This is a genomic window from Luteibacter sp. 9133 (assembly GCF_000800155.1).
GTDB lineage: Bacteria > Pseudomonadota > Gammaproteobacteria > Xanthomonadales > Rhodanobacteraceae > Luteibacter > Luteibacter mycovicinus.
This window is the reverse complement of sequence record NZ_JUHO01000001.1, coordinates 3,232,092-3,244,717: the sequence shown is the minus strand read 5'-3', so window position 1 is coordinate 3,244,717 and position 12,626 is coordinate 3,232,092. Positions and strand designations below refer to the sequence as shown.

The window sequence follows — 12,626 nt, the reverse complement described above, 5'->3', positions numbered from 1 at the left end:
GTTATCGGCCCTTGGGGAACACCGCGACCATGCCCGCGTAGGGCTTGGTCATGAAGGCGGGCGCGCCGGCGTAGCCGTCATCCGGGGTGAACGCCTGCGAGATGGTTCCATCGAAAAACAGCGCGTCCCGGCAGCCCAGTTCGTCGCGGAACAGCCGGGCGAAACTGTGGAAGTTCACGGGCGCCCGGCTGACGACGAAGACGGCCTCATGCGATGACTTCGCGCAGACGCCGCTACGCCACTTCATGCTGTCCGATCCGTTGTCGAACTGCGTGTTGACCTCGCCGTCGATCACCAGCATCGGTCCCGACTGCGTCGCCCAGCGCGGTTTGCGCGCGGCGGCCCTGAAGGCTTCCGTCGTGCGCACCTCGACACTGCCGTCGTCATAGACGGCGAAGACACCGTTGGGCAGCAGCGAAAAGTTGCCGGAGCGCGGATTGCCATGAGCGAGGTTGAGCGGGACCAGCGCCTTGCCGTCTTCGACGTAGAGGCCCAGCGGCTTGTAGTCGCGATCGTAGATGCCCGCGTTGGTCGCGAACGACAGCGGCCGGCCCTTACTCGTGGTCCAGGTCTTCAGTGCCTCGATGCTGCCGAAGGGCTGGGCGGTGTCGGGGTTGCGCCAGTGCAGTTCGATGTCTTCCTGCCGGGTGTCGACGGTGACGGCGAAGTACGACTGGCTGTCGAACACCACCTCGCGGCTGTCGACGGCATCGGCGGCCGGCGCACAGCCCATGGCTGACGCGGTGACGGCGGCGGCGACCATGGCGCGGAGGAGGAAAGCGGGGGTCACGCGGGGAAGAGGCGGGTGGGGCATGCGCCGATGGTCGCCGGGTCGGACGGGCGGCGCAAGGGGCCAGACGGCGTCTTCGCGCCTGGAGGGCGTAAACTCCCGGGTTTTTCCCCGGTAGCGTCATCGCCATGCCCTATACGCCCATCGTCGCCACGCTCGGCTACGTGCTCTCGCCAGACGGCCAGCGTGTGCTCATGATCCATCGCAATGCCCGCAAGGACGATCACCACCTGGGCAAGTACAACGGCCTCGGCGGAAAGATGGAACCCGGCGAGGATATCGCCGCCTGCATGCGCCGCGAAATCCTCGAGGAGGCGGGCATCGAGTGCCTGGAAATGCGTCTGCGCGGCACGCTGAACTGGCCGGGCTTCGGCAAGCATGGTGAGGACTGGCTGGGTTTCATCTTCATCATCGACCGTTACAGCGGCACGCCGATGGAGTCCAACCCCGAGGGTGCGCTCGAGTGGGTGCCGGTGGATGGGCTGGACGCCCTGCCGATGTGGGAAGGCGACCGTCACTTCCTGCCACTGGTCTTCGATGGCGACCCGAGGCCGTTTCACGGGGTGATGCCGTACAAGGACGGGCGGATGGTGTCCTGGAGCGTCACCCGGCTGTAGAGCCGTATCGCCGGCCCTGACGGCGATGGCCCCGGCAGGGCGGCATTCAAGCGCGGCCTGCCGGGTTCACGAAATCAACCGATCAACCGGTGGTTTCGATCCGCTCCACGCGACGCAACCCGCGCGGCAGCACGCCGCCGCGAGTGGCACGGCTGCCGCCGTACTCGACCAGATCGGCCCACTTCAGCGTCAGCTTGCGTTGTCCCGCATACAGAGTGACCTCGCCCTTGCCTTCGGTGACGACGGCCACGCCAACGACGCGCTCCTCGCCCGAGGCCAGCTTGGCCTTCGGAATCTCGATCAGCTTGTTGCCCTTGCCCTTGTCCAGTTCCGGCAGCTCGGCCACCGAGAACATGAGCAGGTGGCCTTCGCCGGTGACGACCACGATACGGTCGCGCGACGGGTCCGCAGTGATCGCCGGGGCGAGCACGCGCGCGCCATCGCTCAGGCTGATGATCTGCTTGCCCGCCTTCTGGCGACCCGTGAGCGCCTCGAAACGCGTCACGAAGCCGTAGCCGAAGTCCGTGGCAAGGACGATGCGGGTGTCGTTGTCGGCGGTGATCACCGCGTCGAAGCGGGCGCCGGCAGGTGGACTGAAACGGCCGGTCAGCGGCTCGCCGTTTCCGCGTGCGGAAGGCAGCGTATGTGCCGCCGTGGCGTAAGCGCGACCGGTCGAGTCGATGAAGGCGACCTGCTGCGTGGTGCGCGCACGCGAGATCGCCAGCAGGCTGTCGCCGTCACGGTAGGACAACGCTTCGCCATCGATCTCGTGGCCCTTGCCGGCACGTACCCAGCCCTTCTGCGACAGGACGACGGTGACCGGCTCGGAGGCGACCAGCGCGCTCTCGTCCAGGGCCTGGGCCACGCTGCGCTCGATCAGGGGCGAGCGGCGCTCATCGCCGAACTTCTCGGCGTCGCCGCGCAGTTCTTCCTTGATCAGGCTCTTCAGCTTGGCCGGCGACTTCAGCAGCACGTTGATGCGCGCGCGCTCTTCTTCGAGCTTGTCGCGCTCTTCGTTGAGTTTGAATTCTTCCAGGCGGGCCAGCTGGCGCAGCTTGGTTTCGAGGATGTAGTCGGCCTGTTCGTCATCGAGACGGAAGCGCTCCATGAGCACCGGCTTCGGCTCGTCCTCCGTACGGACGATGCGGATGACTTCGTCGATGTTGAGATAAGCGATGCGCAGCGCTTCGAGCAGGTGAAGGCGACGCTCGACGCGGCCCAGACGATGAGTGAGCCGGCGCGTGACCGTATCGGTACGGAAACGCAGCCACTCGCTCAGGATCATTTTCAGATCCTTCACCTGCGGCCGGCCGTCGAGGCCGATCATGTTCATGTTGACGCGGAAGCTCTTCTCCAGATCCGTCGTGGCGAAGAGGTGCTGCATCATTTCTTCGACGTCGACACGGCTGGAGCGCGGCACGAGGACGAGGCGGATCGGGTTCTCGTGATCGGACTCGTCGCGCAGGTCTTCGATCATCGGCAGTTTCTTCGCGCGCATCTGCGCGGCGATCTGCTCGAGGATCTTGGAAGGCGACACCTGGTGCGGCAGCGCCGTGATGACGATGTTGCCCTCGTCACGCACGTAGACGGCACGCGCGCGCACCGAGCCGGTACCGTTCTGGTACATGGCGGCGAGTTCACGGCGTGGCGTAATGATCTCGGCGTCGGTCGGGTAGTCCGGCCCCTGTACGTGCTCGCAGAGGTCGGCAATCGTCGCGTCGGGGTCGTCGAGCAGGCGGATACAGGCGCTGGCTACCTCGCGCAGGTTGTGCGGAGGGATGTCGGTGGCCATGCCGACCGCGATGCCCATGGAGCCGTTGAGCAGCACGTGCGGGACGCGAGCCGGGAGCCACGAGGGCTCGTTCATGGTGCCGTCGAAGTTCGGTACCCAGTCGACTGTGCCGTGGCCCAGCTCGGAGAGCAGGACCTCGGCGATAGGCGTCAGGCGCGACTCCGTGTACCGCATGGCGGCGAAGCTCTTCGGATCGTCCGGCGAGCCGAAGTTGCCGTGGCCGTCGACCAGCGGGTAGCGATACGAGAACGGCTGGGCCATGAGGACCATCGCCTCGTAGCACGCCGAGTCGCCATGGGGATGGAACTTGCCGATGACGTCGCCGATGGTGCGGGCCGACTTCTTCGGCTTGGCGGTGGCGCCCAGCGCCAGTTCGCTCATGGCGTAGATGATGCGGCGCTGGACCGGCTTCAGGCCGTCGCCCACGAAGGGCAGGGCGCGATCCAGCACCACATACATGGAATAGTCGAGATAGGCCCGCTCGGCGTAGTCCTTGAGCGGGATCTGTTCGTAATTGGCTTGCAGATTCATGGGTTTGGCTGTCCGGCTGGCGCGCATCAGCGCGTCGTTAACCGGGTGATGTTGCCAGAAAGCCGTCTCAGGAGCGAAGACTGCGGAAGGACCAGGTCCTCAGCGAAGGGGTTTACCCGCGTCCACGTCCTTCAGGAATCCGATCAGCCCCGTGAAGTACGTGGTCTGGTCGTCGTACATCGCCATATGCGCGCCCCTGGGGCAGAGGAGGAAGCGCGCGTCCGGCATCTTCTTCGCCATGGCTTCCATGTACCTGGGGTCCATCGTGTCGTAACGGGCGCCGATGACCAGCGTGGGCACCCTGATGTTCTTCAGGTCCTTGCTGCGGTCCCAGTGCAGCAGCTTGCCACTGGCACCGAGTTCGCTGGGGCCCTGCATCGACACGTAGATCTGCTCGTTGATGTGGCCGAACGCGCGCTCCACGGGCTCGGGCCACTGGTCGGCCGGCATGCGCAGCATGTGCTGCTCATAGTGCATCGGCATCAGCAGTGCCATGTAGGCGGGGTCGGCGGTCTTCTTCTCCGCCTCCATGCGCTTGACCTGGGCGAGCTTCTTCTGGTCCATGGCGGGCATGAGCACCTTGTTCGCGTACTCGTTGTAAGCGGGGATGCTGTCGACCATGTTGGAGATGATCAGGCCCTTGAGGTGCTGCGGGTACTTCAGCGCGTACTCGATCGCGAGCACGCCGCCCCAGGAATGGCCGAGGAGGTAGAAGTTATCCTTGTCCAGGTGAAGCGCCCGGCGGACCTGCTCCACTTCGTCGACGAAACGGGGAATTTCCCACAGTGATTCATCGGTGGGTTTGTCGCTGAAGGCCGAACCCAGCTGGTCGTAGTAGTAATACTCGATGCCGGCGCCGGGGAAGTAGCTGTCGAACGCCTCGAAATACTCGTGCGTGGCGCCCGGCCCGCCGTGCAGGAGCAGAACCTTGATCGTCGGATTGTTGCCGACGCGCTTGGTCCAGACCTTGAACTTGCCTTTGGGCGTATCGATGACGATCGACTTCTGACCGCCCGAGAGCACGTCGTCGCGTCCGGTGTTGTCGAAATACGAAGCTGGCGCGGTCTGTGAGGCCGGCGAGTCGGCACAGGCGAAGAGCGCGGCAAACGTGAAAGTCACGGCGGCTATCAGGCGGCGCATGGTCTATCCCCCGGCATCGATGGCCGATTCTTGCCGGGCGTCGGCCTGCTCCGCAAGTCCTCACGCGACCGTCATCTTCCCAAAGCCAGCCCGAACGGAAGAACCTGCGTTCACCGTACGGCCAACCGGGGCTTGTTTCCATGACCTTTTTGCAGCGGGAAGGTCGATGCGTAAAGACATCTCAGCCGACGGCCTGCGCGGTCTCGCCGCGGTGAACGTGCTCTTGTGCCATCTCTTCCTGGCTTTCCTGCCGGGCGGCTTTGCCTGGATCTACCCGGATACCACCACGCCGGACGCCATGCGTGGCGTGGTCGATCATGTGATCGCCTTCCAGCCGCTTTCGGTGCTTTGGAACGGCCAGTTCGCGGTATGCATCTTCTTCGTGCTCAGCGGGTATGTGCTGACCAAGTCGTTCATCGAGACCGGCGATACGGGCTCGTTCCGGTTGCGCGCGTCGCGTCGCTACCTGCGCCTCGGCGTACCGATCTTCGGGTCGGTGATGTTCGCCTGGTTCGTCATGGCGATGGGGTGGAGTCACGCGGTCGAGGCGGGCCACCTGTCCGGATCGACCTGGCTGGCCGATTTCTGGAAGAAGCCGCCGGACTTCATCGAGGCGCTGCGCGATGGCACTTACGGCACGATTCTCGGTGGATGGTCGCGTTTCAATCCGACCCTCTGGACGATGAAGATCGAGCTGCTCGGCTCGATGTTCGTCTTCGCCTATCGCTCATTGACGCTGCCGGGGCGTGCGGCGCCGCTCAACTTCGCGTTCGCGGTGGCATTGCTCGCGTGGTTCTTTCCCCATGACTGGCCGTACTACACGGCGTTTCTTGCCGGCAGCCATGTTGGCGAGGCACGCCTCACGACGTCGAAACCGCTGCTGGCCCTGGCCGTCGTCGGAGCGATTATCTGCGGTGGCTTCGACGTATCGCCCTGGTACGACTGGACGCACGCGCTGCCGCTTGCGGACAACGAGCGCAAAGCACTCTTCAACGTCGTCGGCGGGATTCTGTTGCTATACGTCGTCCGGTGCGGCAGCTTCGACCGTGTCTTGCAGAGTCGGCCCGCGCAGTTCATGGGGCGCATCTCTTATGCGTTCTACCTTGTCCACCTGCCGATTCTGCTGAGCTTCTCGGCCTGGTTTTTCACCGTCATGGCGGGGCGGCTGGCCCTCGATCCGGTCACCGCGGCGATGCTCACCGTCCCGGCGACCTTCGCGGTCGTCATCGCCGCCGCGATGGTGTTCGATCGCACGTTCGATCGCTGGGGCATCCAGCTGGCAGGCCGCGTCTTTCGGGCACCGCGCTCGTCCGCGAAGACGGTGGCGCTTCGGAGTGTCGACGGTTTCCGCCGTCGCGTTCGCTACCACCGTCGTCGCGTGATTGAAAAAGACGTGTCGCGTCACTCAGGCCATCAGTGACTGGTGCGCGCCGACGCCCGCGGTGACACCGGAGGCGACCGCAAAGCTGGCGTTGTGCATGGCGGTCGATACGTCGCCAGCGGAATAGACGCCCGGGACCGACGTCTGCTTCCACTCGTCGACGCGCACGTAAGGTCCAAGCGGGCCTTCCTCCGTCGCGCAGCCCAGTTGCTCGAACATCGGGCTCGACGGCCGCACGCGCGGTGCGACGAACAACGCCCCGATCGGCAGCCGTCTTCCGTCTGCCAGATCCACCGCGGTCAGGCCCGGCGCGTCCCCGTGCAGGGCGACGACGGGGCTGCGCTCGATCGTGACACCTCGCGCCTGCAGGCGAGTGAGCTGATCTTCGTCGGGCTCGAACTCACCCTGGGTGAAGTACGTGGTGGGGCCCCAGTCGGGCAGCATGGCGGCTTGATGAGCGGACAGCGGCGACGTTGCCAATGAGCCGAGCAGGCGGTCGCCTACCTCATAGCCGTGGCAATAAGGGCAATGAATCACTGTGCTACCCCAGCGTTCCCACAAGCCCCTCAGCGGAGGCAGTTCATCGATGACGCCGGTGGCGAGGATCAGCCACTTAGCCGTTTCGCAGGTCCCATCGGCAAGCGCGATCTCGAAGATGTCACCGATGCGCCTGGCGCTCACGGCTTCGCCGTCGACGAAACCGGCCGTAGGGTAGGTCAGGAGCTGGCGCGTCGCCTCCTGAACGATGGCGCGCGGTGGCTTGCCATCGTGGCCGACGATACCGTGCGCGGCCTTTGCAAAACGGTTTCTTGGCTTTGCCGCGTCAATGACAAGTACCCGACGGCGTGCGCGTGCGAGCTGGATGGCAGCGGCTTGCCCCGCAAAGCTGCCGCCGATAACGATCACGTCATACGACATGGTGGTTGGCTCCGAATGAGTGGCCGGTGGCTTTGGCGATTCGCCGGACATCTTTTGCCAGGTCGGCCAGGGTGATCTTCGCCAGACGGGCTTCAACGACGCGCTCTGCTTCGAGCAACGCATCGTCGACCGCGTCGACTACCCCGCGTTCGACCAGGCAGCCGGGCGATTCCTCGCGGGCGGCGACGGCTACGATGTGGCCGCCGAGTGCCTGCTGTACGTCCATGAGCGAGACCTCGCGCGGTGCTCGCGCCAGCCGCCAGCCGCCACCGTGGCCTTTGTCCGACTGGACGATACCGGCTTCACGCAGGCCGGCGAAGCTTCGCCGGATGACGACGGGGTTGGTATCCACACACGCCGCCATTTCGGCGGACGTCATGGGCTCGCCGTCGCGCTCGACCATGTGCAGCAGGACGTGCAGGGCGACGGAAAGGCGCTCGTTTCGTTTCATGTAACAAAAACTATTACATGAAACGAAACGACGTCAAGTCGTGCCTAAGTCAGAGGGTGAAGTCGGCCTGCACCGGGAAGTGATCCGAGGGATAACGGCCGTCCTTCGACACCGTAATCGTCCGTACCGAGTTCGCCTCGACACCGCGATAAAGGATCCAGTCGATCCGCTTGGTCGCCTTGCCGGTGAAGTCGTGGAAGGTCTCGGCCGGACCCTCGTGCTTCGGCGCCGCGATCCATGCGTCCTTGAACGTGGCGGTCAACGCCTTATGCGTTTCGCTGTCCGGGCCCGTGTTGAAGTCGCCGGTGAGAATGATGGGAACATTCGCCGGGAGCTTCGCGATCCACGCGGCGATCTCATGCGCGCTGCGCGAACGCGCATCTTCATCCTGATCGCGGTAAGGGAAGTGCGTGTCGAGCAGATAGAACCGCTTGTGATCGGAGGTCCGCTCGAAAAGCGCCCAGTTGACCATGCGCGGGAAGATATTGCCCCACGTGATGCTGGCCACTTTGTCCGGAGTGTCGGAAAGCCAGAAGTCGCCCGATTCGACGATCTTCAGGCGATCCTTGCGATAGAAGATGCCCATGTGCTCGTCGCGATGATCGCCATAGCGATCGCGGCCGAACCACGTGTACTCCGGCAGGCGTTCGATCGTGTCGTCGCCTTGCGCCTTATACAGCTCCTGGGTGCCGATCACGTCGGGATGCAGCTGACGGATGGTGTCGGCGAAGAGGTCGCGGCGATGCGTCCATCCATTGAGGCCATCGTTGCCGGTCATGGTGCGCACGTTGAAGGACATGACCTTGAGGTCTTCCGCCATGGCGGGTGTGGCAAGGATGGCAGCGAGGCCGGCAATCAGCGCGAGTTGACGGAAACGAGGCATGGCGGGCGGGGTCCTTCGGTTCGGAATGAGCACCCGACTATAGCCACGTAAACACGTCATTGCCGTGACCGGGTCACAGGGTCGAGGCGCGACATTGCGTCGTGACGCAGCGGTGCCGGCAATGGGGCAAACTACGGCGCTGTCATCGACAGCCATCCGGAAACCGACATGACCGAGCTCGATCCCCAGGCGGAGCCTTCGAAGGCGAACGGGCGCCGCACGGCACTCATCGTCATTCTGGTGGCGTTTGTGGCGTCGGCGACGACAGCGATCCTGGCGATCAGTGAATCGCACCGGGCCCGCAAATCCGATGCGGCCGCCCTCAGCGCCGATGTCAGCGATCTTCGCGGCATGGCCGCGGACTGGACCGCGCGCGTCGACGACCTCGCACACGCCCCCGTCGACGCACAGCCCGCTCGCCTCGAGGCGCTGAAGCCGCGTATCGACCAGCTTGCGTCGTGGAAGGCGCGTACCCCGTGCGGCCACGACGCCCGTGATGCACTCCGGGCGTCGGTCGACACGCGCGTACTGTACCTGCGGCGCGTGCTGGCGAAGGAAACCGTACCGGAGGCGCGGATCGACGAGAGGCGCGCCCTCGAAGAGAGCCTGAAGCGCTGTGCCAGCGAGCAGGGCGCTGACGTCAACATCTGAGACGGGTGGGGACCAGAGGAGGGGAGGCAGGTTTCGCTTGCCAAGTCCTTGACCGGGTCCCGCTTTCGGAGAAATACCTGTCTAGGAATATTTCTTACGAAAAATCTCAAATTTTTGTTTGACAGGGCTGCTGCCAGTCCCTAAGTTCATACGTGCCTCATGTATGAAACACCGTCATTTCATCGGCGGCGAGGTGAACGCGTCGCACGGACTCGCGATGGGAAAGCTTGAAGTCGCGTCGGCTCGGGGGAGCATGCGCGACTGGCGGGACGTACCAGGTTTCTTTATTTGCGGGTTCGCGCGAAGCGCAACTTTTTAATGGCCCTTGCTCAGGGTCGTTTTTTCGGGGAGACACCAATGCAGCACCAGATCATCCGCCGTCGCGGAGGCCTTCGGCCGTCCTCGCTGGCGCTAGCGCTCGCCCTTGGCGTGGGTGTGACCGCACCGGCGTTTGCACAGTCCACGACCGGTGACATCTTCGGTCAGGTACCCGCGGCCGCAGGCGAAACCGTATCGGTCACCGGCAGCACGGGTTTTACACGCGAAGTGCCGGTCGACGCACAGGGCCGGTATCGCATCGGCAACCTTCCCCTCGGGTCGTACACCGTCAGCCTCAAGCGCGATGGCGCCGTCGTCGATTCGCGCAAAGATGTTGCGCTGAAGGTCGGTGGCGCCACCGATGTGTCGTTCCAGGCCCCGGCCACCGCAGCCAGCGCTCAGGCACTGGACTCGGTGACGGTGACGGCCAACAGCCTGCCGCCCATCGACACCACCGCGGTCGATTCGCGCACCGTCGTCACCGCGCAGACGCTGGCGCGTCTTCCGCTGGGACGCAATGCCGAGGCGATCGCCCTGCTGGCGCCGGGTGCCGTCCCGGGCTCGAGCAACCTGGGTAACGGTCGCTACCGCACCGTGTCGTTCGGCGGCTCCGGTGCCTCCGAGAACGCCTACTACATCAACGGCTACAACTCGTCCGACCCGTACCGCAACCTTGGCGGCGTCGGTCTGCCGTACGGCGCGATCGATCAGCAGGAAGTCTATACGGGCGGTTACAGCGCCAAGTACGGTCGCTCGGATGGCGGCGTCATCAGCCAGGTCGGCAAGCGCGGTACCAACGACTGGCACTTCGGCGCACAGGTGCTGTGGGAGCCGAAGTTCGCCTCGTCGACGCCGGGCAGCATCTATTACTCGAACAAAGCCCTCCCGGCCGGTTACGGCTACGCCGACGACACCCTTCCGGGCTCGATCTACCGCAATCGTCAGGACAACACCAAGTGGACGACCACTTACAGCGCGTACGTCGGTGGTCCGCTGATTAAGGACAAGCTGTTCTTCTTCGTGGCCGCGGAAGCCGAGAAGTCCGAAGGCACGAGCACGGCGTCGGTCGAAGCCAACCCGGTGGCCAACAACCACTACACGTACAACCTGCCGAAGTACTACGCCAAGCTCGACTGGAACATCAACGACTCGAACATCCTCGAGTTGACGGGTATCCATTCCACCGACGAGCAGCGCGGCAAGTATTACGGCTACGACTACGACACGCGCACTGTGGGTGGCCCGCTCGGTTCGGATGCCGACACCAGCAAGATCACCACGAAGTACGCCATCGCCAAGTACACCAGCTACATCACCGACGACATCACGCTGACCGCGACCTACGGCAAGGGCTGGACCGACGACTATCTGCAGAACCCGACACCGGGGCTTGCGCAGCAGCCGTATATCGACAGCCCGTACCTGCAGAACCCGGCTCTGAACGGCGGCACGCCGATCACCAATCTCAACTCGTCGTCGACCGCGCAGGATCCGAACGCCGGCAGCAAGACGCACGGCCTTCGCCTCGACCTCGAGTGGCAGGTCGGCGATCACCATCTCGCCGGCGGTATCGACAACATGAGCTACGACGCGAGCAATGAAGGCTCGTCGACCAGCGGTCCGGGTTACTACCTGCGCTATCGCAAGGTGGCGGCTGGCAACGAGAACATTCCGATCAGCACGTCGCTCGGCGTCGGCGCTCCGGGTGGTGACGGCTACTACGTCACCCAGCGAGTGTTCAGCACCGTCACCAGCATGTCCGTGGACCAGAGGGCTCAGTACCTGGAAGACCGCTGGCAGGTGACCGACCGCTGGCTGCTTAGCCTCGGCGTACGCAACGACCGCTTCAAGAACTTCAACGACAAGAACCGTCCGTACGTCAACAATGCGGCGCAGTGGGCACCGCGTCTGGGCGCCAGCTGGGACGTCTACGGCGACTCGTCGCTGAAGCTGTACGCCAACTTCGGCCGCTACTACCTCGCGCTGCCGAACAACGTGGCCGTGCGCGGTGCCTCGCCCTCGACCTATACCGACATCTACTACACCTACACCGGCATCGATCAGCTCGGTCGTCCCACGGGTCTGACCGAGATCTCGCCGGGCGCCGTGTCGTCGGACGGCGAGTACGGGCAGGCGGTCGACCCGATCGCGGTCAGCGCGCGTGACCTGAAATCACAGTATCAGGACGAAGGCATCATCGGCTTCGACAAGACCCTGGGTGACGGCTGGGTCACCGGTGCCAAGGTGACGTTGCGCAGGCTGCGTACCGCCATCGACGACGTCTGCGACACCGGCCTGCTGGCAGACAAGATCACCGCGCAGGGTGGCGATCCCAACTCCGTGGTCATTCCTGGCTGCGTGATCTTCAACCCGGGCTCATCCAACACCTTCAGCCTCGCCAACGTCGACGGTTCGGGTCGCACCGAAGTCAAGATGAGCAAGGACGACTGGGGCTTCTCCACCGGCGCCAAGCGTGCCTACTACGCGCTCGACATGTACCTCGAGCACCCGTTCGACGGTAAGTGGCAGGGGCGCCTGGACTACACGTTCTCGCGCAGCTATGGCAACACCGAAGGCCAGACCAAGTCCGACATCGGCCAGACCGATATCTCGAAGACGGAAGACTGGGATTCGGCTGAGCTGATGCGTTACGCCAATGGTCTGCTGTCGAATGACCGTACCCATCAGATCAAGGCTTACGGCGCGTATCAGCTGACGCCGGAATGGCTGGTCTCGGGCAACCTTCGTCTCGCTTCCGGTGCGCCGAAGTCGTGCCTTGGTTATGAAGACGGTGAGGAAGATCCGGATCCGATCGGCTACGGCTCGGCTTATCACAACTGCAACGGTCAGCCGTCGCATCCCGGCGAGAAGCGCAACCCGTGGTACCGCCAGGTCGATCTGGCCGTTACCTATCGTCCGGGCTACTTCGACGGCAAGATGGCGTTCGGCCTGAGCGTGTTCAACGTGACCAACGAACGCAAGCCGCTGAACAGCTTCTCGACGTACGAGTCGGCACCGACCACGGTCAACAACAATTACGACCTGGGTCAGTACTACCAGACGCCGCGTTATGCCCGCCTCACGGCGACATACGACTTCTGATCAGCGCCACTTCAGTGATCGCGTAACCAGACAAACGGTCCAGGGAAGGACC

10 protein-coding genes are annotated in these 12,626 nt (G+C 64.1%); 4 read left to right on the top strand and 6 right to left on the bottom strand.

All coding sequences use genetic code 11. The annotated features are described in order from the left end of the window. Position 1: 1 nt before the first annotated feature. Complete coding sequence (locus FA87_RS14125) at positions 2-814, bottom strand: phosphodiester glycosidase family protein (RefSeq protein WP_081996600.1); 813 nt, start codon at positions 812-814, stop codon at positions 2-4. Positions 815-918: 104 nt separating this feature from the next. Between FA87_RS14125 and FA87_RS14120 the strand changes: the two genes are divergently transcribed. After that, entirely contained in the window at positions 919-1,407 is a 489-nt protein-coding gene (locus FA87_RS14120) for an 8-oxo-dGTP diphosphatase (RefSeq protein WP_043695375.1), read from the top strand. Positions 1,408-1,489: 82 nt separating this feature from the next. On the opposite strand, the gene parC is transcribed toward FA87_RS14120, so the two are convergent. Both parC and FA87_RS14110 read right to left on the bottom strand, forming a co-directional pair. Continuing rightward, positions 1,490-3,730, bottom strand: coding sequence for a DNA topoisomerase IV subunit A (gene parC, locus FA87_RS14115; protein WP_043695373.1), 2,241 nt, complete (start codon positions 3,728-3,730; stop codon positions 1,490-1,492). A gap of 99 nt (positions 3,731-3,829) precedes the next feature. Further along, positions 3,830-4,870 (bottom strand): proline iminopeptidase-family hydrolase, encoded by a 1,041-nt coding sequence (locus FA87_RS14110; RefSeq protein ID WP_043695370.1) that lies wholly within the window; start codon positions 4,868-4,870, stop codon positions 3,830-3,832. A gap of 166 nt (positions 4,871-5,036) precedes the next feature. On the opposite strand from FA87_RS14110, the gene FA87_RS19995 reads away from it, so the two are divergent. After that, positions 5,037-6,290, top strand: coding sequence for an acyltransferase (locus tag FA87_RS19995; RefSeq protein WP_052191363.1), 1,254 nt, complete (start codon positions 5,037-5,039; stop codon positions 6,288-6,290). Here the strand turns inward: FA87_RS19995 and FA87_RS14100 are convergent. The 3 genes from FA87_RS14100 to FA87_RS14090 are packed head-to-tail and all read right to left on the bottom strand — an operon-like array spanning position 6,276 to position 8,503. Beyond that, on the bottom strand, positions 6,276-7,169 hold the full coding sequence (locus FA87_RS14100; protein ID WP_043695368.1) for an NAD(P)/FAD-dependent oxidoreductase: 894 nt from the start codon (positions 7,167-7,169) through the stop codon (positions 6,276-6,278). The genes FA87_RS19995 and FA87_RS14100 overlap by 15 nt on opposite strands. Next, positions 7,159-7,620, bottom strand: a complete 462-nt coding sequence (locus tag FA87_RS14095) for an Rrf2 family transcriptional regulator (RefSeq protein ID WP_043695366.1) — start codon at positions 7,618-7,620, stop codon at positions 7,159-7,161. The genes FA87_RS14100 and FA87_RS14095 overlap by 11 nt, the downstream gene beginning before the upstream one ends. Positions 7,621-7,669: 49 nt before the next feature. Then, positions 7,670-8,503, bottom strand: a complete 834-nt coding sequence (locus FA87_RS14090) for an endonuclease/exonuclease/phosphatase family protein (protein WP_043695364.1) — start codon at positions 8,501-8,503, stop codon at positions 7,670-7,672. A gap of 168 nt (positions 8,504-8,671) precedes the next feature. On the opposite strand from FA87_RS14090, the gene FA87_RS14085 reads away from it, so the two are divergent. Both FA87_RS14085 and FA87_RS14080 read left to right on the top strand, forming a co-directional pair. Beyond that, a complete protein-coding gene (locus FA87_RS14085; protein ID WP_043695363.1) occupies positions 8,672-9,154 on the top strand; it encodes a hypothetical protein in 483 nt (160 codons plus the stop codon). 357 nt (positions 9,155-9,511) lie between these two features. After that, on the top strand, positions 9,512-12,574 hold the full coding sequence (locus FA87_RS14080) for a TonB-dependent receptor (protein WP_043695361.1): 3,063 nt from the start codon (positions 9,512-9,514) through the stop codon (positions 12,572-12,574). The last annotated feature ends 52 nt before the right edge of the window (positions 12,575-12,626 follow it).

Excerpts from the sequence above, each read along its gene's own strand:
- FA87_RS14125 (WP_081996600.1), bottom strand. The coding sequence starts at position 814 with ATGCCCCACCCGCCTCTTCCCCGCGTGACCCCCGCTTTCCTCCTCCGC.
- FA87_RS14120 (WP_043695375.1), top strand. The coding sequence starts at position 919 with ATGCCCTATACGCCCATCGTCGCCACGCTCGGCTACGTGCTCTCGCCA.
- parC (WP_043695373.1), bottom strand. The coding sequence starts at position 3,730 with ATGAATCTGCAAGCCAATTACGAACAGATCCCGCTCAAGGACTACGCC.
- FA87_RS14110 (WP_043695370.1), bottom strand. The coding sequence starts at position 4,870 with ATGCGCCGCCTGATAGCCGCCGTGACTTTCACGTTTGCCGCGCTCTTC.
- FA87_RS19995 (WP_052191363.1), top strand. The coding sequence starts at position 5,037 with ATGCGTAAAGACATCTCAGCCGACGGCCTGCGCGGTCTCGCCGCGGTG.
- FA87_RS14100 (WP_043695368.1), bottom strand. The coding sequence starts at position 7,169 with ATGTCGTATGACGTGATCGTTATCGGCGGCAGCTTTGCGGGGCAAGCC.
- FA87_RS14095 (WP_043695366.1), bottom strand. The coding sequence starts at position 7,620 with ATGAAACGAAACGAGCGCCTTTCCGTCGCCCTGCACGTCCTGCTGCAC.
- FA87_RS14090 (WP_043695364.1), bottom strand. The coding sequence starts at position 8,503 with ATGCCTCGTTTCCGTCAACTCGCGCTGATTGCCGGCCTCGCTGCCATC.
- FA87_RS14085 (WP_043695363.1), top strand. The coding sequence starts at position 8,672 with ATGACCGAGCTCGATCCCCAGGCGGAGCCTTCGAAGGCGAACGGGCGC.
- FA87_RS14080 (WP_043695361.1), top strand. The coding sequence starts at position 9,512 with ATGCAGCACCAGATCATCCGCCGTCGCGGAGGCCTTCGGCCGTCCTCG.